We start from the raw sequence: 24,596 nt of genomic DNA on the forward strand, positions 1-24,596 counted from the left end.
GCCAGGACCTATTCTAGAACAATGCTCTACTCGGTGAAGTAGCGCTGGATGGTCGGAGCCAGCAGTTCGACGAGTTCCTCCGGGTCGGCGCCGGCCATCGGTTCGAGTTTGAGCACGTAACGAGCCATCAGCACGCCGAACATCTGGCTGAACGCGGCCTCGATCCGCAGGTGGGGAACGCCGAGCGCGTCCGCGACCCGGTAGAGGAGGGCATTGGTGACGAAGTCCCTGAACATCGACGCGGCATGGTCATGCGTCATGGCCGAACGGATCAGGGCGAGCATCGGCTCCCGGGTCTCGGGGACCGCCGTCACTGTCAGGATCAACCGTACCAACCGCTCTCCGATCTCTTCGCGCGGGCCCTCCAGCAGCGTCGACACGACGAGTTCGGGGTTGAGCGGCAGGCGCAGAGCCTCCGCGAAGATGCCCTCCTTGGTGTCGAAATAGTGGTGCACGAGAGCGGGGTCGACCTGGGCCTCCCTGGCGATGCCCCGCACCGTGGCCTTGTCGAACCCCATCTCGGCGAAGACCCGCCTGGCCGCCGCCAGGATCTCGCCGCGGGTGTCGGCCGAACCGGGCCGGCGGCCGGGACGCCGCTTGATGGTGCTCACAGCCACACTCCGCGCATCGGGCCGGCGCTCATGTGGACGCCGCCAGGTGGAGCCGGGCGAACGCCAGCCCCTCGGCGAGATCGTCGATGCGCTCGGTGCGGCTGGTCGCCTTGCGGGTGTTGACCTCCAGGACGACCAGCCCGCCGTAACCGGAGCGCGCCAGCCGTTCCAGCATCGGCGCGCACGGCTGGTTGCCGCGGCCGGGCACCAGGTGCTCGTCCTTGTTGGTCACGCCGAGGCCGTCGGCCAGGTGGAGGTGGGCCAGCCGGTCGCCGAGCTTGGTGGCCAGCTCCATCGCGTCGGAGCCCGACACGGCGGTGTGCGAGAGGTCGAGCGTGACCTGGGGGAAGTCGTAGTCGAGCGGGTTCCAGTCGGGCGAGTAGGGCACCACGTCGTTGCCCCTGGCGCGCAGCGGGAACATGTTCTCCACCGCGAACGTGACGTCGGTCTCGTCGCGCATGCGGGCCAGCCCGGTCTCGAAGTCGCGCGCGTAGTCGCGCTGCCAGCGGAACGGCGGATGCACCACGACCGTCGAGGCGCCGAGCCGCTCGGCCGCCTGCCGGGCCTTGACCAGCTTGGCCCACGGGTCACGCCCCCACACCCGCTGCGTGACGAGCAGACACGGCGCATGGATGGCCAGGACCGGGATCTCGTAGTGATCAGAGAGCCGCTCGATCACGTCGATGTCCTGGCTCACGGGGTCGGCGCCGACCATGATCTCGACACCGTCGTAGCCCAGGCGCGCGGCCAGCTCGAACGCGTCGGGAGTGCGCTCTGGATATACCGAAGCGGTGGACAATGCGATCTTCGCATTGGGCACACGGATGACGTCAGCCACGTTGCCAGCCTAAGCCGGTGAAGCCGTTCTGGCGCGCGAGCCCCTACGGTTGAGGCATGTCCCGGATCGCCAAGGGCGCCATCCCGAGCCCCAACATCTGGCACTCTCCGCAGGTCTACGAGCTGGAGAATCGCGCCGTCGATCCGGACGGCGCGGCCAACGCGGCCATGTGGGCGCTGCGTCCGTGGGCCGGCGCCACGGTGCTCGACATCGGCTGCGGCACCGGCTACCACCTGCCCGGCCTCGCCACGGGCGCGGCGAGCGTGCCCGGGGTCGCCACGGGCGCGGCGAGCATGGCGGAAGTCGCCGGGGGCGCGGCGAGCGTGCCCGGCGACATCATGGGCGCGGCGCGGGTGATCGGGGTCGAGCCGCACGGCGACCTGGTCGCGCTGGCCCGCCGCCGGTGCGCCCGGCTGGCCAACGTCACCGTGCACGCCGGCACGGCGCAGGACCTCCCGCTGCCCGACTCCTCGGTGGACGTCGCGGTCGCCCGCTGGGCCTACTTCTTCGGCCCCGGCTGCGAGCCCGGCCTGCGCGAGCTGTCCCGGGTGCTGCGCCGAGGCGGCACGGCGTTCGTCATCGACCTCGACGCCGGGCGCGGATCGTTCGGCCGGTGGTTCTCGCGTACCGTGCCCACCTACTCCGCGCAGCGGGTGGAGGACTTCTGGCTGCGACAGGGCTGGCAGCGGCAGCCGCTCGACCTGCGCATGGTCTTCGAACGTAGGGCCGACCTGGAGGCGGTGCTGCGCATCGAGTTCGCCCCGCGGGTGGCCGAGAAGGCGATCGCCGAGACGCCCGGCCTGGAGCTCGCCTACCCCAACGTGCTGCGCTGGCGCCACTTCCCGGCTTGACCCTGACGTCGGTGTCAAGGATTACCGTGGCCGCATGCGCATCGGAGAGCTGGCCCGGCGGACCGGGGTGAGCAGCCGTTCCCTCCGCTACTACGAGCAGCACGGCCTGCTGACGACCCGGCGGGGGGCCAACGGCTACCGGCAGTACACCGAGGACGACGTCAGGCTGGTGGACGAGATCCGGGCACTGCTGTCCGTGGGCTTCACGCTCGAGGACACCCGGCCGTTCGTCGACTGCCTGCGCGCGGGCAACACGACGGGCGGGTCCTGCCGCGAGTCGGTCGCGGTCTACCGGCGCAAGCTGGCCCAGATCGACGACGAGATCCGCGTCCTGCTCGCCCGTCGCGCGGAAGTGGCCGCCCAACTGGCCGAATCCTGTCCAGGTTGCGTACTCAAGGGAGAAACATGATCACGTTGACCACGGAGAACTTCACGGAGCGGGTCCTCGGGAGCGACGAGCCGGTGCTCGTCGACTTCTGGGCCGAGTGGTGCCCGCCGTGCCGCATGGTCGCCCCGGTGCTCGCCGAGATCGAGACCGAGCTCGGCCTGGCCGTTGGCAAGGTCAACACCGACGAGCACCCCGAGCTCATGGCGCGCTACGGCGTCATGAGCCTGCCCACACTGGTGTTGTTCGAGAACGGCGAGCCGGTCAAGCAGGTCGTGGGCGCCAGGCCCAAGCGCATGCTGGTCGCCGAGCTCGGCCTGGCGTAGTCCGTCGGCGCAGTCCGTCGGCGCAGTCCGTCGGCGCAGTCCGTCGGCGTAGCCCGCGGCGTAGTCCCTAGGATTGACCCGAAGATCATGCTCGGGGCTGATCACAGGCGGTATCCGGCCGCCTAACGTGGTGCCCATGACCCGCAACGTTCTCATCGGGCTCGCGGCGCTCGCGGCGTTGCTCGCGGTCACCATGCTCGACCTCGCGCCCCCCAACCCCAGCCCGGCCGGCGCCCCCGCCGGCTCCTTCAGCGCCACCCGGGCCTTCGAGCAGGTCGAGGCCATCGCCCAGGCTCCCCATCCGCCCGGCTCCACCGAGCACGACCGCGTCCGCGACCATGTGGTCTCCCGGCTGCGCGCGCTCGGCCTGGAGACCAGGGTCCAGGAAGAAGTGGGAGTGCTGCCCCTCGACCACGACGGCGTGACGTCGATGGGCCGGATGCGCAACATCGTCGCCGTCCGGCCCGGCACCGATCCGACCGGCCGGGTGGTCCTGGCCGCCCACTACGATTCGGTGGCCGCGGGTCCCGGGGCCTCCGACGACGGCGCGGGCGTGGCCACCATGCTGGAGGTCGCCAGGGCGCTGCCCGGGCCGCTGCGCAACGACGTCATCTTCCTCATCACCGACGGCGAGGAGCTCGGCCTGCTCGGCGCCGACGCCTTCATCAGGCACGACGCCCTGGCCAAGGGCACGACCGTGGTGCTCAACAACGAGGCCCGCGGGGTGCGCGGCACCGTGCAGATGTTCCGCGGCTCGCCCGGCGCCGTCGAGGTCTACGGCTCGGCCGCGCCCCATCCGTCGGCCGACTCGGCCTTCGCCGCGCTGCTGGCGCTGCTGCCCAACAACACCGACTACCACGTGTTCGACGAGGCCGGCTGGATGGGCCTCGATTCGGCCTTCCTGGGCGGCGGGGCCTACTATCACACGCCCCTCGACGACCCGGCCCACCTCGACCTGGGCAGCCTGCAGCAGATGGGCGACAACGCCCTCGCCCTGACCCGCGCGCTCGGCGGGACCGACCTGGCGACGCTCCGATCCGCCGGGGAGTCCGTCTACTTCACCGTGCCCGGCCTGTTCGTACGCTATCCGGCCTGGCTGGAGCTGCCCGTCGCGCTGGGCGCGCTGGTGGCGGCCGGCGCGCTGGTGTGGGCGCTGCGCCGGCGGGCGCTGCTCACCCTGCCCCGCCTGGCCGCGGCCACCGGGCTGGCCCTGCTGCCGGTGCTGGCCGCCGGCGCCGCCGGCTACGCGATCATGCCGCTACTCGGGCTGATCAGACCCGAATACACCGAGCTGCTCACCGGCGACCCCTATCGGCCGTGGCTCTACCAGGCCGCACTGCTGGTGTTCACAGCGACGATCGTGGCGGCCTGGCGGCTGCTCGGGCGGCCCGTCGAGCTCGCGGCCGGCGCGGTGCTGCTCGTGGCCCTGCTGGGCGCGGCCTCCGCGGCGGCGTTGCCCGGCGGGTCCCACACCCTGGCCTGGCCCGCGCTGTTCGTCGCGATCGGCTGGCTGGTCTCGCTGCGCGTGCGATGGCCCGTTCTCGCGCTCACGGTCGGGCTGGCCCCGGCCACTGTGCTGCTCGGCGGCACCGCGCTGGGCTCGCTCGACGTGGGCCTCCGGATCGGCGGCATGTTGTCCGCTCCGCACTTCGCCCTCCTGGCGCTGCTCCTGCTGGCGCTGGCCGGGTCACCACCGTCCGCACACCGTCAGACGCCCCTGCCGCCACCGGCCGGGTCACCACCGTCCGCGCGTCGCCGGGCCGTCCTGGTGCCGGTGACCGGCCTGGTCGCGGCCGTGGCGCTGCTGGGGGCTGGCCTGGCCGTCGACCGCTTCGACGCCGAGCATCCCCGCCAGACGCGCGTCGCCTACGCCATGGACACGGCGACCGGCACGGCCGTCTGGGGGTCCCGCTCCGCGGAACAGAGCGCGGAAAGTGAGAAGTTCTTCGACGACGGAGGCTGGGCCACCACTCCCGCCCAGGCGTCCACCCGGTTACGGGCGCCCTCGGTGGACGTGCTGAAGGACGAGACGTCCGGTGACCGCCGCACGCTCACGCTCAGGCTGACGCCTGGAGCGGGCGCTCCGGTCACCGGCCTCAGGCTGGCGGAGCCGGTGCCCATCACGGTGGACGGGAGAGAGCTGGGCAGCCGGAGCGGCTTCGCCTATCACGTCCCCGCCGGGCCGCTGGAGGTCACGCTGGTGCTGCCGGCGGCCAAGACCCAGGTCCGCGTCTTCACCCGCGGCCACGATCTTTCGGTCGTCCCGGGCTTCACCGCTCAGCCGCACACCGCGTACCTGGCGCCGCAGACGACCGCCTTCCGGACGTACACGTTTTGACATCCTCCTCCGCCTGAAGGCGGGGGATTCCAACGGCGACTACCCCACGAGGAGGAGGTCGCGTTGAGGTTCGCGGTTCATCGGCTCGCCCAACGGCAAGCCTCCCCGCGCAGCGACGGCATGCCCTGCCGCCATGTCTCTGATGTTCTTCGCGGCGTTCACGTCAGCGTGGGCCTGGTGCCCGCAGGCGACGCACAGGAAGACCGCTTGGCTCTCGCGGCTCTGTCTGGCGACGTGCTTGCAGGCGTTGCAGGTCTGCGACGTGTAACGCGGGTTGATCTTCTGGACGCGGCCGGGAGCCTTGTGCTCCAGCCGTTCGACGAGCAGGCCCCAGCCGTTGGCAAGGATGCCCCGGTTCAGGCCCGCCTTCTGCCGGACGTTCTTGCCCGGCGCGTCGATGGTGCCGCGCGCCGAGCGGGTCATGCTGGAGATCTTGAGGTCTTCGACGGCGATCATGTCGAACCTGCGGGCAAGGCCGGTCGAGGTCTTCTCGATCCAGTCCCTACGCCGATCCGTCTCGCGTGCCTTCAACCGGGCGATGGCGGCCTTCACCTCGCCACGCCCATTCGACCCGCGCTTGGCCCGCGCCAGCTTCCGCAACAGCCGCAGCAGGCGGGCCTTCTCCGTGTCGCGGAGCGTGGGCGCGCCGAGCAGGTCGCCGGTGGACAGCGCCGCCGACACGGCCACGCCCCGGTCAACGCCGACCACCTCGCCCGTACCTGGTGCGGGGATCGGCTCCGGGATCGCAGCGAAGGCGACGTGCCAGCGGCCCGCCGAGTCACGGGTGACGCGGAACGACTTCACCGCTTCAGGGACGGCACGGGACCAGCGCAACCGCACCCAGCCCACCTTCGGAACCTTCACCTCGCCCACGTTGCGGGACAGGCGGCGCACGTCACCGGCCTTGACCGCTACGACCCGGAAACCCTCGCCCCGCCCCCGCTTGCGCCACGTCGGACGACGGTGGGTTTTGCCGAAGAAGTTCGCCATCGCCTGAGCGAAGTCCTTGAGCGCCTGCTGCTGAACGATGATCGACCCCGCTCGCAGCCACTCGTTCTCCGCCCGCGCCTCGGTCAACTGCCTGCACTGCTCGGCGAAACCCGGCGCGCTCTTGCGTCCCGACTTCCAGTGCGCGTGCTGCTCAACAGCGAGATTCCACACGAACCGGGCGTGCCCGCAATGCTCCAGCAACGCCGCCTCCTGGGCAGGCGAGGGCTGGAGCCGGAAGCGGGACACGCCGGCCAATCTACCGATCACCACCGACACAAACGGGAGATCGAGATGCCTGACCGTTCCGCGTTTCCTCCCCGCCCTGAAGGACGGGGCATCCACGCTGTAGGTGCTTGGTGAGCGACGGCACGACGGGGTGGTCGAAGATTGTCGGCGGTGCCCGCTAGCCTGCTCCGCATGGCCAAGTCAGCGCAGAAGCCCGGTTACCGCTGTGCCGAGTGCGGGTGGCGCACCACCAAATGGGTGGGCCGGTGCGGCGAGTGCCAGGCGTGGGGCACGGTCGACGAGGAGGGCGCGCGAGCCGGCGCGCACGTCGTCCAGGCGGGCGCCACGACCGCTCCCGCCATGCCGATCGGGCAGGTCAAGGCCGAGGTAGCGGCCGCCCGCACGACCGGCGTGGCCGAGCTCGACCGCGTGCTGGGCGGCGGCCTAGTGCCCGGCGCGGTGGTGCTGCTGGCGGGCGAGCCGGGCATCGGCAAGTCGACGCTGCTGCTGGAGGCCGCCGCCCGCATCGCCGAGCGCGACACCGTCCTCTACATCACGGGCGAGGAGTCGGCCGCCCAGGTGCGGCTGCGCGCCGACCGCATCGGCGCGATCGAGCGCGATCTCTACCTCGCGGCCGAGACCGAGCTGTCGGCCCTGATCACCCACGTGGAGAAGGTCCAGCCCAGATTGCTCGTCGTCGACTCGGTGCAGACGATCGGCTCCGCGCAGGCCACCGGCGTGCCGGGCGGGGTCACCCAGGTGCGCGAGGTCGCGGCCAACCTGGTGCGGCTGGCCAAGGAGCGCAACATGGCGACCGTCCTGGTGGGCCATGTCACCAAGGAGGGCTCGATCGCCGGCCCGCGCACACTTGAGCATCTGGTCGACGTCGTGCTCAGCTTCGAGGGCGACCGGCACTCCCGGCTCCGCATGGTCCGCGCGATCAAAAACCGGTTCGGCCCCATCGACGAGGTCGGCTGCTTCGACCTGCACGAGCGCGGCATCGAGGGCATCACCGACCCGAGCGGCCTGTTCGTCTCCCGGCGCAGCGAGCCGGTGCCCGGCACCTGTGTGACCGTGACCGTTGAGGGCACCCGGCCGCTGCCCGCCGAGGTGCAGGCCCTGGTCGCCCGCACCGAGGCCCAGCAGCCCAGGCGCTCCTCCTCCGGGCTCGACACCTACCGGGTCCAGATGATCCTCGCGGTGCTGGAGCGCCGGCTCAACGCCAAGCTCGGCGGCTGCGACGTGTTCACCGCGACCGTCGGCGGCATCAAGCTGGCCGACCCCGCCATCGACCTGTCGGTGATGCTGGCCGTGGCGAGCGCCGCGGGCGACAAGCCGTTGCCCGCAGGGCTGGTCGCGCTCGGCGAGGTCGGGCTGGCGGGCGAGCTGCGACCGGTCAAGGACGTGCGGCGGCGGCTCGCCGAGGCCGCACGGCTCGGCTTCAAACGCGCGCTGGTGCCCGCCGGTTCGCTCGACGAGAGCACCCGCAAGCGCGGCGGCGGGCGCAGCCTCGTGCCGGTGGGGCCGGTCGCCTTCGCCCCCGGCTTCGAGGTCGTGGAGGCGGAGAACGTCTGGGACGCGCTCACACACGTCACATAGCACGGCTAAGCTGGCCTTGACTAATCGGACACGGGGGTCAGGTGGCAAACGACAGGAGTCTCGACGACCGTCGTCGCATAGCCCTTGCTTCGGTTGCTCCGGGCACACCACTGCGCGACGGGCTCGAGCGGATCCTTCGCGGGCAGACCGGTGGGCTGATCGTGCTCGGCTACAACAACGTGGTCGAGCAGGTGTGCAGCGGCGGATTCGAGCTCGAGGTCGACTTCTCGGCGACCCGGCTACGCGAGCTGGCCAAGATGGACGGCGCGATCGTGGTCAACGGCGAGCACAAGATCATCCGGGCGGCGGTGCACCTGGTGCCCGATCCGGCCATCCCCACCGACGAGTCCGGCACCCGTCACCGCACCGCCCAGCGCGTCGCCCGGCAGACCGGCCTGCCGATCATCGCGATCAGCAAGTCGATGCGCATCATCGCCCTCTACCTCGACGGCATCCGCTATGTCCTGGAGGAGTCGGCGGCCATCCTGTCCAAGGCCAACCAGGCCCTGGCCACCCTTGAGCGCTACAAACACCGCCTCGACGAGGTCTCGGGCACGTTGTCCGCCCTGGAGATCGAGGATCTGGTCACGGTCCGCGACGTGGCGGCCGTCGCGCAGCGTCTGGAGATGGTCAGGCGCATCAACGACGAGATCAAGGGCTACGTGGTCGAGCTGGGCACCGACGGTCGCCTGCTCTCGCTCCAGCTCGACGAGTTGGTGGCGGGCGTCGACTCCGAGCGTGAGCTGGTGGTGCGCGACTATCTCCCGTCGCCCACGGGCCGGCGCACCCGGCGGTTCGCCGAGGCCATGCACGATCTCGACCAGCTCTCGGGCAGTGAGCTCCTCGACCTGTCGGCGGTCGCCCATGTGCTCGGCCACGACGATGGCGAGACGCTCGACAGCGCGGTCAGCCCGCGCGGTTTCCGCCTGCTGGCCAAGGTCCCCCGCCTGCCCGCCACGGTCGTCGACCGCCTGGTCAACCATTTCGGCGGCCTGCAGAAGCTCCTCGCGGCCAGCATCGACGACCTGCAGGCGGTCGGCGGCGTCGGCGAGTCCCGCGCCCGCAGCGTCCGCGAGGGTCTGTCGCGCCTGGCCGAGTCGTCGATCCTCGAGCGCTACGTCTGAGCCCTCACGGGCTAGCGCAGGTGAAAGACCCCCTTGGGGCTCCGTAGCCCGCCCATCCGCACCACCGCCACGTACGTCCCCGGCAGCGCCTCCGACGACTGGGTGCCGCAGGTCTCGCTCGAACGGCGGCGGTCCCACTCCATGGAACGCACGTAGGGCACGCCCCGCTGCAGCTCCTTCATGTCGGTGCCCGGCCCGCTGACGCAGTCGACCGTCGACCAGATCCGATCGTCACCCGAGGTGATGCGGATCTCCATCGCCCTCGGCCCGACGTCGGCCTTGCACATCACCGGCCCGGTGTTGACCACGGTGACGAGGAAGGTGGGCCGGGCGCCGGCCCCGTAGACCTCCTGCTCGCCCTGCAGGCTGAGCACCAGATCGCCTTCGGCGCAGGGCTGTCCTGCCCGTTGCGACGGCTTGGCGGACGGCGTGGCCTTGGTGACGCTCGGCTTGGGCGTCGGGGTGGCCGTGCCCAACGCCAGGGTGCGGAGCCCGGCCAGCAGGGGGTCGGTGCTCGGAGAGGCGGACGGCGAGGTCTCGGCGTTGGAGGTGCGCTCGGGCCCGTCGGCCCCGCTGGAACACGCCCACGCCACCACGGCCACCACTACCAGGACCGCGATGAGCACGCTCATCCGCCGTCGCCAATAGACGTCGCCGTCTCCATCGCCGCCGTCGCCACGCATCGCTTCCGGATCCATACACACAGCATGGTAATTCGTTGGCTACTTAGGGTGACGACACGCCGCTGTTGGCCATCTCGGCATACGCTGGGGCGCGTGGTTGAGCCGAACCTCCTGCACCTACCCATTCTGGAGTGGTACGACTCCAACGCCCGGGATCTCCCGTGGCGCGCCGCCGAGGCGACGCCCTGGGGCGTGCTGGTCAGCGAGATCATGCTGCAGCAGACGCCAGTCACCCGCGTGCTGCCCGTGTGGCACGAGTGGATGGACCGCTGGCCCACGCCCAAGGCGCTGGCCGCCGAGCCGTCCGGTGAGGCCGTCCGCCACTGGGGCAGGCTCGGCTACCCCCGCCGGGCGCTCCGGTTGCACGCGTGCGCCCGGGCCATCACCGAGGACCACGGCGGCGAGGTCCCGGCGGACCACGCGACGCTGCTGGCGCTGCCCGGCATCGGCGAATACACCGCCGCCGCGGTCGCCAGCTTCGCGTACGGCGGCCGGCACGCGGTGCTCGACACGAACGTGCGCAGGGTGTTCGCGCGGGCGGTTCGAGCCGAGGAGTATCCACCGACGGCCACGTCCACGGCCGAACGCCGGCTGGCCGAGGCGCTCCTGCCCGAGCTGGGCGCCGCCCGCTGGGGCGTCGCGGTCATGGAGCTGGGCGCCCTGGTCTGCACGGCCCGGGGCCCGAGATGCGCCGACTGCCCGATCGCCCACACCTGCGCCTGGCGTCTGGCCGGAAAGCCACCGCACGCCGGCCCCGCCCGCAAGGGCCAGACCTACGCGGGCACGGACCGCCAGTGTCGCGGCCGCCTGCTGGCGGTGTTGCGCGCCGCCCACGGCCCGGTGCCCAAGGCGGCGCTGGACACGGTGTGGGACGACGCCGTGCAACGCGAGCGCGCCCTGGACGGCCTCATCGCCGACGGCCTGGCCGAGCACCTCGACGACGGCACCTACCGCCTACCCGGTCACTGAGCCCACGGGAGCGGCATCCGGACGGTCCCCTCGGGGACGAGGTCGCAGGCGCCCGGAGCCGCCAGCCCTTCCTGGTTGTAGACCTGGATCCCGGCCGGCGCCGTCACGATCGCCGCGAAACCATGCTCCGGGTCGGCGAACATGCGCCGCGTCACGTGGGCGGGCAGCACCATCGTGTCCCCCGCCGCCAGCTCGAACCGCTCGCCGCCCAGGTCCACGGTGCCCGCCCCGGCGAGCCAGGTCCACACGGACTCGCCGTCGAAGGCGTGCACGGGCCCTGCCATGCCCGGCGTGGCGTCGACCCGCCACATGGCCTGCCCGGCCGCGCCCTGGGTGGGCGAGGCGAGAGTGGTCATCACCCCGTTGGGCGTCTCGATCCGGCGAGCCTGCGCGTCACGAATGACAGCCATGACTGTCCCCTCTAAGATAGACAACACATTTGTCTAGATAGTGAACCAGGTTGTCTATCATGTCAAGCGCCCCCCCGGGCTTCGAGCTGCCACTCCGTCTCCTTCTGGCCTTCCGGAGCCTCATCGACGAGCTCCACGCCGAGCTCGGACGGCAGGGCCACCCGGACATCCGGCCCATGCACGGCTTCGTCATGCAGGCCATCGGCCCTCAGGGCACGACGGCGGTGGACCTCGGCCACACCCTCGGCGTGACCAAACAGGCCGCCGGGAAGACCATAGAAACCCTCGAACGCATCGGTTACGTGGAGCGCACGCGCGACCCCGACGACACGCGGCGGAAGATCGTCCGCCTGACCCCCTACGGCATGGACGCCCTGGCCCGCTCGGCCCAGATCTTCGACGACCTTCGCGCCCGGTGGTCCGCCACGCTGGGCGAGGACCGCCTCCAGGCACTCGAGGCCGACCTCCGCAAGGTGACACCGGCCGACCTGTGGCGCCTCGACGCCCCCGGCTGGTTCGGCACCCTGTGACGGCTGCACCGCACGAGTGAAGACCCGCCGGGGCCGAGGGACGCGCCGCTACGCGGCGAGCTGGAGACCCAGACCCGTGAGGTTGCTGCGAGCCCAGTCGAGCTCCTCCGCCAGCAAGGACACCAGGGCGCCCGGCCCCTTGGCCCGGCCCGGGACCGACAGGTTGTGCGTCTCGACCTCGATGTGCGCGGTGCCGCTCACCGCGCCCGACAACATGGCCGTGAGCGTGTCGTGCAGCACAGCGCCCGTGCCGGGCGTCTCGTGGCTGTGGACGTGGCCCAGCTTGACCACGGGAGCGCCCGCGGCGGCCAGGCCGCGCAGCGCCTCACCGGCCTCCTCGGCGCCGCCGGCCAGGTGGCAGGCGTCGAGAACGACGCCCAGATGCTCGGAGTCGATGCCGCAGACCCGCTCCAGCGCCTGCTCCGTGGTCTCCAGGACACAGCCGGGCCACGGCTCGAAGCCGACGCGGATGGTCTTGCCGGTCACGCTGTAGATGCCGCGCAGCTCTCTGGCCAGCCGCTCCAGGCGGCGCGTGGCGATCGAGTGAAGATCGGCGGGCCAGTCGCGCCGCCAGCCGATCGGGATCGTGGAAATGCTGCCGAACCGTACGTCGTCGGGCAGCAGAAAGGCCAGGATCTTGGCCAGCGCCATCGTGTAACGGTAGCGCTCGGGCTTGGCCCAGTCGGGGCCCGGCACTTCCTGGTTGCGCCCGCCGGTGCCGTTGAGGCTCACCACCTCCAGGCCGCGCTCCTCCAGGGAGCGGCGCAGGCGTACGAGCTCGATGCGGTCGGCCGTGAGGTGGTCGGCCACGCTGGACGAGAGCCACAGCCCGATGCCCATCCGCTCGACGCCGAGCCTCTTGCGCACCGGCACAGCGTAGCGGGTGAGGTGAGCGATCAAGTTCTCCAGGTCTTCAGCGGGGTGGACGCCTGCGTTGTAGGCGAGGTGAACGAGCGTTCCGTCGTTGTGACGCAGGCGCATCGGTTTCCTCCACGGCTTGCATTCGAGATCGTTCCCGTCGCCCGCCTCAGGGATCACACGGGGGCCCTGCCGAGCATGCCTGCTCCGGGCGGGCACACGCGTCCCCCCTGAGTTGACGGCTCACTACTCCCGTGGGCGCAGTGACAGCCTAGGAATTCGATCTTGTGGCTTACTTGGAGCAGGCTGAACGTACTCTACGCAGTGTAGTACTACTTGTGGTGGCGATACACCTCGCTGACCAACAATTCAGCAACAACCACCGGCCAGGCGTCCGGGATACGCGAAAGCCCCCGTGTGATGACTCACACGGGGGCTTCGACGAGCCTGGTGGCTGTCAGTGCTGGATCGGCGCGGCGATCGCGGCGGCCGAGTCGGGAACCTGGGAGGCCGCGTCCTCACCGACGAAGACGAACTTGGCGTTGTCGCCCTCGCCCTCGATGGTGACCTTGACGACCTGCCCCGGACGGAGCTCGCCGTAGAGGATCTTCTCCGACAGCGAGTCCTCCAGCTCGCGCTGGATGGTGCGCCGCAGCGGGCGAGCGCCCATGACCGGGTCGTAACCGCGGTCGGCCAGCAGCTGCTTGGCGTCGGGCGAGACGTCGAGCCCCATGTCGCGGTCCTTCAGGCGGGCGTCGACCTGGGCGAGCATCAGATCCACGATCTTGATGATCTCGGCCGGCGTCAGCTGGTGGAAGACCACGATGTCGTCGACACGGTTGAGGAACTCGGGCCGGAAGTGCTGCTTGAGCTCTTCCTGGACCTTGGACTTCATCCGGTCGTAGTTGGAGTCGGCGTCGTTGGACTTCGCGAACCCGACCCCGATGCCCTTGGAGATGTCCCGGGTGCCGAGGTTGGTGGTCATGATGATGACCGTGTTCTTGAAGTCGACCACGCGCCCCTGGGCGTCGGTCAGGCGACCGTCTTCCAGGATCTGCAGCAGCGAGTTGAAGATGTCGGGGTGGGCCTTCTCGATCTCGTCGAACAGGACCACGGAGAACGGCTTGCGCCGCACCTTCTCGGTGAGCTGGCCGCCCTCCTCGTAGCCGACGTAGCCGGGAGGCGAGCCGAACAGCCTGGAGACGGTGTGCTTCTCCATGAACTCGGACATGTCCAGGCTGATCAGAGCGTCTTCGTCACCGAAGAGGAACTCCGCCAGAGCCTTGGACAGCTCGGTCTTACCGACACCGGACGGACCCGCGAAGATGAACGAGCCGCCGGGACGCCGCGGGTCCTTCAGACCGGCGCGGGTGCGCCGGATGGACCGCGACAGGCCCTTGATGGCGTCGTCCTGGCCGATGATCCGCTTGTGAAGCTCGTCCTCCATGCGGAGCAGGCGCTGGGACTCCTCCTCGGTCAGCTTGAAGACCGGGATGCCGGTGGCGGTCGCCAGGACCTCGGCGATGAGCTCCTCGGTGACCTCGGCCACGACGTCCATGTCGCCGGCCTTCCACTCCTTCTCCCGGCGCTCGCGCTTGAGCTGGAGCTGCTTCTCCTGGTCGCGGAGGGCAGCCGCCTTCTCGAAGTCCTGCGCGTCGATCGCGGACTCCTTGTCGCGACGGACGTTGGCGATCTTCTCGTCGTACTCGCGCAGGTCCGGCGGAGCGGTCATCCGGCGGATGCGCATCCGGGAACCGGCCTCGTCGATGAGGTCGATCGCCTTGTCGGGAAGGTAGCGGTCGCTGATGTAGCGGTCGGCCAGCTGCGCGGCGGCGACCAGCGCGCCATCGGTGATGGACACGCGGTGGTGCGCCTCGTAGCGGTCGCGCAGACCCTTGAGGATCTCGATCGTGTGGCTGAGCGAGGGCTCGGCCACCTGGATCGGCTGGAAGCGGCGCTCCAGCGCGGCGTCCTTCTCGAGGTACTTGCGGTACTCGTCGAGAGTGGTGGCGCCGATGGTCTGCAGCTCACCGCGGGCCAGCATCGGCTTGAGGATGCTGGCGGCGTCGATCGCGCCCTCGGCGGCGCCCGCACCCACGAGCGTGTGCAGCTCGTCGATGAACAGGATGATGTCGCCGCGCGTGCGGATCTCCTTGAGGACCTTCTTCAGGCGCTCCTCGAAGTCACCGCGGTAGCGGGAGCCGGCGACCAGGGCGCCGAGGTCAAGCGTGTAGAGCTGCTTGTCCTTCAGCGTCTCGGGCACCTCGCCCCTGACGATCTTCTGCGACAGGCCCTCGACGACGGCGGTCTTGCCGACGCCGGGCTCGCCGATGAGAACGGGGTTGTTCTTGGTCCTCCGGGAGAGGACCTGCATGACCCGCTCGATCTCCTTCTCGCGGCCGATGACCGGGTCCAGCTTGCCCTCACGGGCCGCCTGGGTCAGGTTGCGGCCGAACTGGTCGAGCACCAGGGAGGTCGACGGGGCCGACTCCTGCGGACCGCCCGCGGCGGCCGGCTCCTTGCCCTGGTAGCCGTGGAGCAACTGGATGACCTGCTGCCTGACACGGTTGAGATCTGCTCCAAGCTTGACCAGCACCTGCGCCGCCACACCCTCACCCTCACGGATGAGCCCGAGCAGGATGTGCTCGGTGCCGATGTAGTTGTGACCCAGCTGCAAAGCCTCACGGAGCGACAGCTCAAGAACCTTCTTGGCCCGCGGGGTGAACGGAATGTGCCCCGACGGAGCCGACTGGCCCTGGCCGATGATCTCCTCGACCTGCTGGCGCACTCCTTCAAGGCTGATGCCGAGGCTCTCCAGAGCCTTGGCGGCCACGCCCTCACCTTCATGGATCAAGCCAAGAAGAATGTGCTCAGTGCCGATGTAGTTGTGGTTGAGCATCCTGGCCTCTTCTTGGGCCAGGACGACAACCCGCCTCGCTCGGTCGGTGAACCTCTCGAACATCTCGTCGCTCCTCACAGAGCGGTCAGTCAGGCCGGTTAATCCGGTCCCGTCATCCCGCATGCTAGCCCTGGCTCGGCGAACCGCGCCGACTGCCGCTGACACGCTCTATAGCAGAGACGTTCCCCGAGAGCAGGGCGTTCACCCTCTATCCAACTACCGTTCGGGGGTGGCGTGTTCCCGATACGCCGCAAGCGAACGATGTTTAGCGGGACTGCGGGAAGCGGCTCGAAATGGCCGCCGCAGCGGGGGCGGATCGACGTGGATCGCCGTCGGACGCGGGAGCGAGTGGGCCTGGGGAGGCCGTCGCGGATGTCGCGCCCGAGACTCATACGCAAACATCCTATGTCGCGCTTCAAACCATGCCAAACCGCCCGGGATGGCCGCCCTCTCCACACGCAAAATCCGCGGACTGGTCAGCCCGGTTACCGAAGGCGCTCCGAGCCTCCGAACTCCCGCCGGAGACGGGGCCGGCGCCGGCATTCGGCGCGCACGCCGGATCCGGGCGTCCGAACGCACCGTGGAACGCGCCAGGGCGGAGAAACCCGCATTCGCGGGGGTCGTCACAAAAGGCTTTACGTTCGTGGCATTCAGTAACGGGAGCGACACAGGCCCAAATGTCCCCATACGAAGCAGTGGGAAGATCGACAAACCGAACCGTCCAGCATTTGAGAAGGACGGTAAAATGATCATGCGCTTATGGCGTTCGCCGGGGTCCTAGGCGAACGGCATAAGCGCATGGTCGGAGGCGAGGTCGCTCAGTGAGCGGCTTCGTACTTCTCCACGACGGTGGAGGCGATGCGGCCTCGCTCGCTCACCGGCAGGCCGTGAGCCTTTGCCCACTGCCGGATCTCCGAGCTCTTCTCGCGGCTCATCGCACGCTGCCCACCACGCCCCCGTCGCCGCGCGGCCACGGCACCAGCCCGGCGAGCGTGCTGTACGAAAGGTGTGAGCGCGTCCCTCAGCTTCTTGGCGTTTACGTCGCTGAGGTCAATCTCATAGGAGGAGCCGTCAATAGCGAAGCTGACCGTCTCATTGGCCTCGCCCCCATCGAGGTCATCGATGAGAATCTCCTGGATCTGCTTGGCCATCTACGCAATCCTTTCGCGGAGCATTGTTTCATTCGCTGAGGCCAAACATATACCCGAAAAGGCGCGGAGACAATTCAACGCTACGGGGATTCGGCTGACTCGCCGATCAGTTGTGGTTCTCGACCTGATCCTCGGGGTTTGGGCCTCGCCGGGGGCCGTCCGCGCGGACCAACTTCACAACGCCAAAGATGAAGGCGCCGGCGACGACCACCGGGGGGATGAGCGCTGACAATACGTCGGTTACGGCTTCCATTCGTCCTCGCTTCCACAGCGGACGGGCTTTCAGGGGCGTCTTTTCGGATCGCCGACGCGGCGAGCGGGAGCAGGAGCGGCTCGCACACCGCGTGGGATGGACAACCCCCGCACCCGACCATAGCGGCACAGAGACGCACTCGGCGTGTCAGGGGCACCAACGTCCGACATCAGGGACGCCCATAGCCTAATGGCAGTCTCTCCAGGCTCCTTACCGGATCAAGGGAAAACTTTGCGGAAAGGCCTCAGCCGAGGGCCCCGGCCGGGTCAACCAAGATCTTTGGCCACCCGGGTTCGTCCCAGCCTGTCGTGCGGACCGCGTTCGAGCGGTTTGTCCACCAGGATCAGCAACCCCACAGCGAACACGAAGATTCCGGCGAGCACATTGACCACCGGAATGCCCATCAGCATGACCGGCCCGGGATAGACCAGGGCGCGTTTCAGCAGGGCCCTGCGAGGAAGGTCGTCCGGCGTCACGTGAATCTTCATGATCGCCTTGCCGAACGTGCGACCGCGCGTGGAATGCGCGACCCAGTCATAGACCGTATATCCCAGACCTGCCAGTAACCAGGCGAACACCCCCGGCAGACGGCCGTCGAAGGCGTCCAAGACCCCGACAGTCCGGAAGGCGCCCCACAACGTAATGAACAGAATGTAATAGAAGACCCCGAAGACGAGGCCTTCAATGAGTCGGGCTACGAGTCGTTCCCACCATTCCGCGGGCTTCGCGCCCGCCGACGTCCCCGCCATAACCCCACCTCGCCCCATCGGCGATCCGGTCGACTCCCATATTGGTACGGGAGGTGCACGCAAAACAGAGGCCGGCCAGCGGCCGGCCTCTGTTGGCGTGGACGACGACTACTTGATCTTCACCACCACGGTGCCGGCCACCTTGTCGGCGAAGGTCTGCTGCAGCGGCTTGTCCCACAGCTGGGACGCGCCGTTCAGACCCACGGCGATCGCGGCGAGCAGACCCCCGAACGCCGGGACGAGGTTGAGGAGGTAGCCGCCCCACGTCACGCCGGCCCGCTTGAGGGCCACATCATTGGGGATGCCCTCCAGCGGCACCGGGCCGCCCACCTGGGCGATCTTGATGCCCATGACCATCTTGCCGACCGTCTGCCCCTTGGCCTTCGTCATGAAGAACTCGTAGGCGACGTAGAGGGCGGTCATGAGGATGGCCATCATGAGGCCGAACACGAAGGGCCCCATCAGGCCCGTCGTCTGGCCGGTGGTCCAGTTGTAGCTGGCGAGGAAGAGGCCTCCCAGGATCAGCGACAACACGGTCGAGATCACACCGAAGATGACACCGTCGATCAGCCTCGCCACCAACCGCTGCCACCACTCCGCGAGCGGCGCCGGCGCGCCCGGCGGCTGCACGCCCACCGGCTGGCCGTAACCGGGCTGACCGTAGCCCTGCTGGCCGTAACCGGGCTGACCGTAGCCCTGCTGCGGCTGGCCGTACTGCTGCTGGCCGTAACCGGGCTGGCCGTAGCCCTGCTGGGGCTGCGCGTAGCCGGGCTGCCCGCCGTACTGCTGCTGACCGTACTCCGGCTGGGAGGGCGGCTGCTGGCCGTACTGCTGCTGACCGTAACCGGGCTGCTGGCCGTACTGCTGACCCGAGGGCGGCTGCTGGCCGTAACCGGGCTGCGACTGCCCCTGCTGACCGTAGCCCTGCTGGCCCGAAGGCTGCTGCTGGCCGTACTCCGGCTGCTGGGCGTAACCAGGCTGGCCGTATTCGGGCTGCCCCTGCTGCTGGCCATAGCCCTGCTGACCGTATTCGGGCTGCTGGCCATAGCCCTGCTGACCGTATTCGGGCTGCTGGCCGTACTGCGACTGCTGGCCGTACTGGGGCTGCTGACCATAGCCGGGCTGGGACTGGCCCTGCTGACCGTAACCGGGCTGGGACTGACCTTGCTGACCGTAACCGGGCTGGGACTGGCTCTGCTGACCGTAACCCTGCTGGCCGTACTGGGGCTGCTGGCCGTAGCCGGGCTGCCCCTGCTGGCCATAGCCCTGCTGGCCGTAGTCGGCCTGCTGGCCGTACTGGGGCTGCTGACCATAGCCCGGCTGGGACTGGCCCTGCTGGCCGTACTGGGGCTGGCCCTGCTGCTGGCCGTAGTCGTCGGCACGGTAGCCGACGACCGTCACATCGGGGTCGGGCTCGCCATGGGGACGACCCTGGTACTGCTGTCCGTATTCAGGAGATCCAGGATTCTCGCCGGATTCGTCCTGAGGATACGGTGGCTGTCCTGTGCTCACCGTGTCACCTCGCTTCGAGTGCGCATGTGGCACGTGTCAGGACACATGCCTGTGTCGCCCAACGTATCGACATAGGTATCAACAATCACCTTTCGCCTTAGTCAAGATCCGAGTCACCTGATGTCAAGTGGAGCAGCATGCGGGTGTTGCCCAAGGTGTTCGGCTTGACATGTTCGAGATCAAGGAACTCCGCCACACCCTCGTCGTACGAGGCCAGGAGTTCGGCATAGACCTCAGGGGAGACAGGCGTGCCCTGGATGGGATGGAATCCGTGCCTGCCGAAGAAGTCGACTTCGAATGTGAGACAGAAGACCCGCTGCAGGCCGAGCTCTCGGGCCGTGCCCAGCAGCGCGGAGACGATGCGGTGACCGATCCCGAGCCCGCGGTGTTCGGGGTCCACGGCCACCGTGCGGATCTCGGCGAGGTCCTCCCAGAGCACGTGCAGCGCCCCGCAGCCGACGACCTCTCCTGACCGCTCGGCCACCCAGAACTCCTGGACGTCCTCGTACAGCGTGACCGTGGCCTTCCGCAGCAGGCGGGGCCCGGCGCCCGCGTAGGTGGCGACCAGGCGTCCGATGGTCCTGACATCGGCGGTGCGGGCACGGCGCACGAGAATGCCGGTGTCCTGGACCGTCACTTCGGTGGCCTGTTCCATGGCTCTCCAGAGTACAGATCGCATTACGGCTCGCCCGTAAATCTCTCCTCTTGCCCTTCTCCCGACATGTCACTCCCAGAAGGACAAGGCCAGCTCAAGCAGGGGCAAACGCGGCATAAAATCAGTCAGGGTCGCCTGGGCCCGACATCACCTTGTGACCCATCGGTGGCGCAATCTCAACCGAGTTGGCAGTTCTGGTTGAGCAAGAACCCAAGGTGCACTAATGTCCAGCGACGATGTCACCCATGCGATCGCCGCGTGGAGACGCGCCCAATCCCCCACGGGGGAGCCGGGGACCCGCCGGTGGCCGCCAACCACCACTGGGGTGAATCCGAGCGCGACGCTCGGTAGGGCTGCTCCGGCCCGAACCCGTCAGCTAACCCGGTAGGCGTCGATGAGAGGAGCTGGTCGGTGAAGCGCACGCGCGATCGCGGGAGGAAGATCGCGGGCGAGCACGCCCGCCCCCCGGAACATTCCGGGCCCCGCCGGTTCGCCGTCCTCGGCGCCGCCATCGCCGCGCTCGTCTTCGCCCTCCCCGCGGCTCCGGTCGCCGCCGATCCCACGCCATCCCTCAGCGAGCTGTCCAAGCAGGTCGAGGAGATGCACACGCGGATCGCGACGCTGACCGAGGAGTACAACGGCCAGCGCGAGAAGCTCAAGGCCGCCCAGAAGTCGGCCGCGGCCGCGAAGAAGACACTGGCCGCCAGCGAGACCGACCTGGCCACCAAGCGCGCCAAGGCCAGCCTGCTGGCCCAGAACGAGTACATGACCGGCGGCCTCGGCCGGGCCATGGCCCTGATCAGCTCCGACGACCCCGAGCGGTTCCTCGACCGCGCCGCCACCACCTACGCCCTGGAGCAGCAGCAGGGCGAACAGGTCAACCAGGTCAACCGGGCCAGGGCGACGGCCGAGCAGGCCAGGGACAGTGCGGCTTCGCGCATCGACGAGGTGCGGAAACTCGTCGACGACCTCGGCGGCAAGCGCGACAAGATCGTGACACTGGTCGCCAAGGTCGAGAGCAACCTGTTCAACCGCGCGCTCGGCGAGGCCGGCCGTCCCGGCACCCGCGCCGTGCGGGTCAACCTGCCGATCGCGGGCAGCGGCAAGGCCGCCGAGGCCGCCAGGTGGGCGCTGACGCAGCAGCTCAAGCCCTACGTCTGGGGCGCCGAGGGGCCGAGCGGCTACGACTGCTCCGGCCTGGTCATGGCCGCCTACCAGCGAGTCGGCATCTCGCTGCCGCACTACACGGGCAGCCAGTGGACCGCCGGCCGGCATGTCTCCAAAGAGGAGATGCGGCCGGGCGACCTGGTGTTCTTCTACAGCGACCTGCACCATGTCGGCATCTATCTCGGCGGCGGCATGATGGTCCACGCGCCCCGCACCGGCGACGTCGTGCGCATCGCGTCGATCGCCCGGCGGCCGTTCGCCGGCGCCGTACGCATTGCCGACTGAGCGCCTTCACCCAGGGCACCCGATCTCACGGCGAGGCTCCGGCGACCGGGCGCCGGTTCTCCGCTAGATCAGCTGGCGGCGCGCCGCCCAGGCCACGGCCTCGATCGCCGTGGCCACCCCGATGCGGTCGCAGATCCCTCGCAGCCTGCGGCGGACCGTACGGCCGCTGATATCCAGCCGTCTGCCGACCCGATCGACCGTGACTCCCTTGGCAAGCTCCGCCAGCAACGCTAAGTCGGCATGGCTCAGCTCAACACCCTCGGTGAGCACATCCATCGGGAGCCCTCCCCCCAACAGCGATTCTCCCCGAACCACCTGCTCGTCCCGCAGACGGTAAACGCATATCTGAAAGGTCGTCAAGCGCGATAATCCCTGCACTTGACCTATACATTGACATGATCCGTTATATATGAAGTACTCGTGATATGTCGCTACACTTCGGAGCGCGATGAGCGGCCACAGTGACCCTTACAGCTCGTCTACGAGCGCGACCGACCTCCTGGGTTTTGATCCGTTCGATCCGGAGTTTCTACGCGATCCCTACTCGCACTATCGGGAAATGCGGCAGCAGGGCGCGCTGCTCCGCACCCGGGGCGGGCTCCTGGTGGCGACCACGTACGAGCACTGCTCGACCCTGCTGCGCCACCCGGCCTTCGGCCACGACTCCAATCCGCTCAGGACGGCCGATCCGGAGCAGCGCGTGCCATCGTTCCTGCGCATGGACCCGCCCGACCACACGCGCCTTCGCGGCCTGGTCAGCAGGGCCTTCACCCCACGAATGATCGAACGGCTCCGGCCGCGGATCGAGGCGATCACCGCCGAGCTGATCACCGCGCTGCCCGAGGAGGGCGACCTGGTCTCCGGGTTCGCCTACCCGCTGCCGGTCATGGTGATCACCGAGATGCTCGGTGTGCCCGCCGATGATCACGGACGCTTCCAGGGCTGGAGCGAGGCGCTGGCCCGCGGCCTTGACCCGCTGCTGTCCACCGAGCTGATGTCGGAGAGCGAGCGCGCCCGGCTGGAGTTCGGCGACTACTTCCGGGGGCTCATCAAGGAGAGGCGCAGCCGGCCGGGCGACGACTTGCTCAGCGCGCTCGCCCAGGTCGAGGAGCTGACCGAGGCCGAGCTGCTCGCCACCTGTGTTCTGCTCCTTGTCGCCGGTCACGAGACGACCGTCAACCTCATCGCCAACGGCGTGCTCGCCCTGCTGCGGCACGGCGCGCTGCCCCTGGCCGCCGAACACCCCCGGGAGGTCGTCGAGGAGGTGCTGAGGTACGACCCGCCGGTCCAGCTGACGCTCAGGTCCGCGCTGCGGGACACGGAGCTGGGCGGCACGCCGACGCCGGCGGGCACCCCCGTGCTCGCGCTGATCGGCGCCGCCAACCGGGACCCGGCGGAGTACGCGGACCCCGACCGGTTCGACCCCACGCGCGGCCCGGGCAGGCACCTGGCCTTCGGGCTCGGCATCCACTTCTGCCTCGGCGCGACGCTGGCCCGGCTGGAGGGCGAGATCGCGCTGCGGGCCCTGGCCCGGGCGGCGCCCAAGCTGGAGCTCGTCGATCCTGATCCGCCGTACAAGGCGAACCTGGTGTTGCGCGGCCTCGCGAGCCTGCCGGTGCGGGCGCTCAGCGTGCGGGCCTGACGCTCAACGCTGGGCTTGACGCTCAACGCTGGGCTTGACGCTCAACGCTGGGCTTGACGCTCAGCGGGTGGGCTTGACCAGGGGGAACAGGATGGTCTCGCGGATGTTGCGGCCGGTGAAGGCCATGATCATCCGGTCGATGCCCGCGCCCATGCCGCCGGTCGGCGGCATGCCGTATTCGAGGGCCTGCAGGAAGTCCTCGTCGAGCTGCATGGCCTCGGGGTCGCCGCCCGCCGCCAGCAGCGACTGCTCGACCAGGCGGCGGCGCTGCTCGATCGGGTCGATGAGCTCGGAGTAGGCGGTACCGAGCTCGCTGCCGAAGCCGATGAGGTCCCACTTCTCGGTCAGCAGCGGGTTGTCGCGGTGCTGGCGGGTCAGCGGGGAGGTCTCCAGCGGGTAGTCCATGACGAACGTGGGCTGGACGATCGTGTGCTCGACGAGCCCCTCGAACAGCTCCTGGACCAGCTTGCCCTGGCCCCACTTGGCGTCCCAGTGCACGTCGTGCTTGTCGGCCAGCGCGCGGACCCGCTCCAGCGGGGTGTCGGTGGTGATCTCCTCGCCCACCGCGTCGGACACCGAGCCGTACAGGGTGACCCGCGGCCACTCGGAGATGCCCAGGTCGACCTCGACGCCCTCGTGCACCACCACGCTGGTGCCCAGCGCCGCCACCACGGCCTTCTGGTACATCCGCTGGGTCAGGTCGGCCATGTCGTTGTAGTCGAGGTAGGTGCCGTAGGCCTCGAGCATGGTGAACTCGGGGTTGTGCGTGGAGTCGGCGCCTTCGTTGCGGAAGGTGCGGTTGATCTCGAAGACCTTCTCGATGCCGCCGACCACGAGCCGCTTCAGGTAGAGCTCGATCGCGATGCGGAGGTAGAGCTCCATGTCGTAGGCGTTGATGTGGGTCCTGAACGGCCGGGCCGCGGCGCCGCCGTGGATCGGCTGCAGCATCGGCGTCTCGACCTCGAGGTAGCCCTCCTCGTGCCAGAAGTCGCGCACCGCGCGCACGGTGGCGCTGCGGACGCGGGCCATCTCGCGGGCCTCGTCGTTGACGATGAGGTCGACGTAGCGCTGGCGCACCCGCGCCTCGGGGTCGGTGAGGCCGACGTGCTTCTCCGGCAGCGGGCGCAGGCACTTGGCGGTGATCTGCCAGGCGTCGGCCAGGATCGACAGCTCGCCGCGCCGGGAGGTGATGACCTCGCCCGTCACGCCCACGTGGTCGCCGAGGTCGACGTCGCGCTTCCAGGCGGCCAGCGACTCCTCGCCCACCTTGTCGAGCGAGATCATGACCTGCAGATCGCCGCTGCCGTCGCGGAGCGTGGCGAAGCACAGCTTGCCGCCCACGCGGTTGAGCATGACGCGGCCCGCGACCGCCACCTCGTCACCGGTCGCCGTGTCGGCCTCCAGCCCCTGGTATCGGGCCCTGACCTCGGCATTGGTGGCCGTACGCGGGTAGTTCACCGGGTAAGGGTCGACGCCCTCGCTGCGAAGGCGGTCGAGCTTCTCCCTCCGGATGCGCATCTGCTCGGGAAGTTCGTCGCTCACAGCA

General features: G+C 69.3%; 23 protein-coding genes and 1 riboswitch. Of the genes, 10 read left to right on the forward strand and 13 right to left on the reverse strand.

The window, feature by feature from the left end:
- Positions 1-26: 26 nt before the first annotated feature.
- Positions 27-611, reverse strand: coding sequence for a TetR/AcrR family transcriptional regulator (locus tag AC5L3X_RS02235; RefSeq protein ID WP_494854721.1), 585 nt, complete (start codon positions 609-611; stop codon positions 27-29).
- Positions 612-639: 28 nt separating this feature from the next.
- The gene (locus tag AC5L3X_RS02240; protein WP_189122173.1) at positions 640-1,449 is read right to left on the reverse strand and encodes a sugar phosphate isomerase/epimerase family protein; all 810 of its coding nucleotides are present in this window, start codon (positions 1,447-1,449) and stop codon (positions 640-642) included.
- A gap of 56 nt (positions 1,450-1,505) precedes the next feature.
- On the opposite strand from AC5L3X_RS02240, the gene AC5L3X_RS02245 reads away from it, so the two are divergent.
- The 4 genes from AC5L3X_RS02245 (at position 1,506) to AC5L3X_RS02260 (ending at position 5,349) form a co-directional block, all read left to right on the forward strand.
- Positions 1,506-2,300, forward strand: a complete 795-nt coding sequence (locus AC5L3X_RS02245; RefSeq protein WP_494854723.1) for a class I SAM-dependent methyltransferase — start codon at positions 1,506-1,508, stop codon at positions 2,298-2,300.
- A gap of 34 nt (positions 2,301-2,334) precedes the next feature.
- Positions 2,335-2,709 (forward strand): MerR family transcriptional regulator, encoded by a 375-nt coding sequence (locus AC5L3X_RS02250; protein WP_189122175.1) that lies wholly within the window; start codon positions 2,335-2,337, stop codon positions 2,707-2,709.
- Positions 2,706-3,011 carry a thioredoxin gene (trxA, locus tag AC5L3X_RS02255; RefSeq protein ID WP_494854724.1) on the forward strand — a complete coding sequence of 102 codons (306 nt, stop codon included), beginning with the start codon at positions 2,706-2,708 and terminating at the stop codon, positions 3,009-3,011. Before AC5L3X_RS02250 ends, trxA begins: the two co-directional genes overlap by 4 nt.
- A gap of 136 nt (positions 3,012-3,147) precedes the next feature.
- Complete coding sequence (locus AC5L3X_RS02260) at positions 3,148-5,349, forward strand: M20/M25/M40 family metallo-hydrolase (protein WP_494854726.1); 2,202 nt, start codon at positions 3,148-3,150, stop codon at positions 5,347-5,349.
- Between the two features lie 39 nt (positions 5,350-5,388).
- On the opposite strand, the gene AC5L3X_RS02265 is transcribed toward AC5L3X_RS02260, so the two are convergent.
- On the reverse strand, positions 5,389-6,585 hold the full coding sequence (locus tag AC5L3X_RS02265; RefSeq protein ID WP_494854727.1) for an RNA-guided endonuclease InsQ/TnpB family protein: 1,197 nt from the start codon (positions 6,583-6,585) through the stop codon (positions 5,389-5,391).
- Positions 6,586-6,756: 171 nt separating this feature from the next.
- Here AC5L3X_RS02265 and radA point away from each other — a divergent pair, with 171 nt between their 5' ends.
- Positions 6,757-8,163, forward strand: coding sequence for a DNA repair protein RadA (gene radA, locus AC5L3X_RS02270; protein WP_494854729.1), 1,407 nt, complete (start codon positions 6,757-6,759; stop codon positions 8,161-8,163).
- Positions 8,164-8,204: 41 nt separating this feature from the next.
- Positions 8,205-9,287 carry a DNA integrity scanning diadenylate cyclase DisA gene (gene disA, locus AC5L3X_RS02275; RefSeq protein ID WP_494854730.1) on the forward strand — a complete coding sequence of 361 codons (1,083 nt, stop codon included), beginning with the start codon at positions 8,205-8,207 and terminating at the stop codon, positions 9,285-9,287.
- Between the two features lie 11 nt (positions 9,288-9,298).
- Here disA and AC5L3X_RS02280 read toward each other — a convergent pair whose 3' ends face one another.
- A complete protein-coding gene (locus AC5L3X_RS02280; protein ID WP_189122180.1) occupies positions 9,299-9,985 on the reverse strand; it encodes a hypothetical protein in 687 nt (228 codons plus the stop codon).
- A 78-nt stretch (positions 9,986-10,063) separates the two neighbouring features.
- On the opposite strand from AC5L3X_RS02280, the gene AC5L3X_RS02285 reads away from it, so the two are divergent.
- Positions 10,064-10,939: an HhH-GPD family protein gene (locus tag AC5L3X_RS02285; RefSeq protein WP_494854732.1), complete on the forward strand. Its 876-nt coding sequence runs from the start codon at positions 10,064-10,066 to the stop codon at positions 10,937-10,939.
- On the opposite strand, the gene AC5L3X_RS02290 is transcribed toward AC5L3X_RS02285, so the two are convergent.
- Positions 10,933-11,349: a cupin domain-containing protein gene (locus tag AC5L3X_RS02290; protein WP_189122182.1), complete on the reverse strand. Its 417-nt coding sequence runs from the start codon at positions 11,347-11,349 to the stop codon at positions 10,933-10,935. The two genes, AC5L3X_RS02285 and AC5L3X_RS02290, sit on opposite strands and share 7 nt — an antisense overlap.
- Positions 11,350-11,408: 59 nt before the next feature.
- On the opposite strand from AC5L3X_RS02290, the gene AC5L3X_RS02295 reads away from it, so the two are divergent.
- Positions 11,409-11,879 (forward strand): MarR family winged helix-turn-helix transcriptional regulator, encoded by a 471-nt coding sequence (locus tag AC5L3X_RS02295; protein WP_494854733.1) that lies wholly within the window; start codon positions 11,409-11,411, stop codon positions 11,877-11,879.
- 48 nt (positions 11,880-11,927) lie between these two features.
- Here the strand turns inward: AC5L3X_RS02295 and AC5L3X_RS02300 are convergent, their stop codons facing one another.
- From AC5L3X_RS02300 to AC5L3X_RS02325, 6 genes are all read right to left on the reverse strand, one after another.
- Positions 11,928-12,860 (reverse strand): TIM barrel protein, encoded by a 933-nt coding sequence (locus AC5L3X_RS02300; protein WP_189122184.1) that lies wholly within the window; start codon positions 12,858-12,860, stop codon positions 11,928-11,930.
- A gap of 334 nt (positions 12,861-13,194) precedes the next feature.
- Positions 13,195-15,699 carry an ATP-dependent Clp protease ATP-binding subunit gene (locus AC5L3X_RS02305; protein ID WP_189122185.1) on the reverse strand — a complete coding sequence of 835 codons (2,505 nt, stop codon included), beginning with the start codon at positions 15,697-15,699 and terminating at the stop codon, positions 13,195-13,197.
- A gap of 755 nt (positions 15,700-16,454) precedes the next feature.
- Positions 16,455-16,787 carry a histone-like nucleoid-structuring protein Lsr2 gene (locus tag AC5L3X_RS02310; RefSeq protein WP_189122186.1) on the reverse strand — a complete coding sequence of 111 codons (333 nt, stop codon included), beginning with the start codon at positions 16,785-16,787 and terminating at the stop codon, positions 16,455-16,457.
- Positions 16,788-17,306: 519 nt separating this feature from the next.
- Positions 17,307-17,789 (reverse strand): RDD family protein, encoded by a 483-nt coding sequence (locus AC5L3X_RS02315; RefSeq protein ID WP_494854734.1) that lies wholly within the window; start codon positions 17,787-17,789, stop codon positions 17,307-17,309.
- 108 nt (positions 17,790-17,897) lie between these two features.
- A complete protein-coding gene (locus tag AC5L3X_RS02320) occupies positions 17,898-19,301 on the reverse strand; it encodes an RDD family protein (RefSeq protein ID WP_494854735.1) in 1,404 nt (467 codons plus the stop codon).
- Positions 19,302-19,398: 97 nt separating this feature from the next.
- The gene (locus AC5L3X_RS02325; protein WP_494854736.1) at positions 19,399-19,956 is read right to left on the reverse strand and encodes an amino-acid N-acetyltransferase; all 558 of its coding nucleotides are present in this window, start codon (positions 19,954-19,956) and stop codon (positions 19,399-19,401) included.
- A gap of 257 nt (positions 19,957-20,213) precedes the next feature.
- Positions 20,214-20,362, forward strand: a riboswitch (cyclic di-AMP (ydaO/yuaA leader).
- A gap of 5 nt (positions 20,363-20,367) precedes the next feature.
- Here AC5L3X_RS02325 and AC5L3X_RS02330 point away from each other — a divergent pair.
- On the forward strand, positions 20,368-21,408 hold the full coding sequence (locus AC5L3X_RS02330; protein ID WP_494854737.1) for a C40 family peptidase: 1,041 nt from the start codon (positions 20,368-20,370) through the stop codon (positions 21,406-21,408).
- Positions 21,409-21,471: 63 nt separating this feature from the next.
- Here the strand turns inward: AC5L3X_RS02330 and AC5L3X_RS02335 are convergent, their stop codons facing one another.
- On the reverse strand, positions 21,472-21,684 hold the full coding sequence (locus tag AC5L3X_RS02335) for a LuxR C-terminal-related transcriptional regulator (protein ID WP_043615366.1): 213 nt from the start codon (positions 21,682-21,684) through the stop codon (positions 21,472-21,474).
- A gap of 283 nt (positions 21,685-21,967) precedes the next feature.
- Between AC5L3X_RS02335 and AC5L3X_RS02340 the strand changes: the two genes are divergently transcribed.
- Positions 21,968-23,050, forward strand: a complete 1,083-nt coding sequence (locus AC5L3X_RS02340) for a cytochrome P450 (RefSeq protein ID WP_494854738.1) — start codon at positions 21,968-21,970, stop codon at positions 23,048-23,050.
- A gap of 60 nt (positions 23,051-23,110) precedes the next feature.
- On the opposite strand, the gene lysX is transcribed toward AC5L3X_RS02340, so the two are convergent.
- Complete coding sequence (gene lysX / locus AC5L3X_RS02345) at positions 23,111-24,592, reverse strand: bifunctional lysylphosphatidylglycerol synthetase/lysine--tRNA ligase LysX (RefSeq protein ID WP_494854739.1); 1,482 nt, start codon at positions 24,590-24,592, stop codon at positions 23,111-23,113.
- Between the last annotated feature and the right edge of the window lie 4 nt (positions 24,593-24,596).

The sequence above is a fragment of the Nonomuraea sp. CX421 genome (assembly GCF_059358955.1).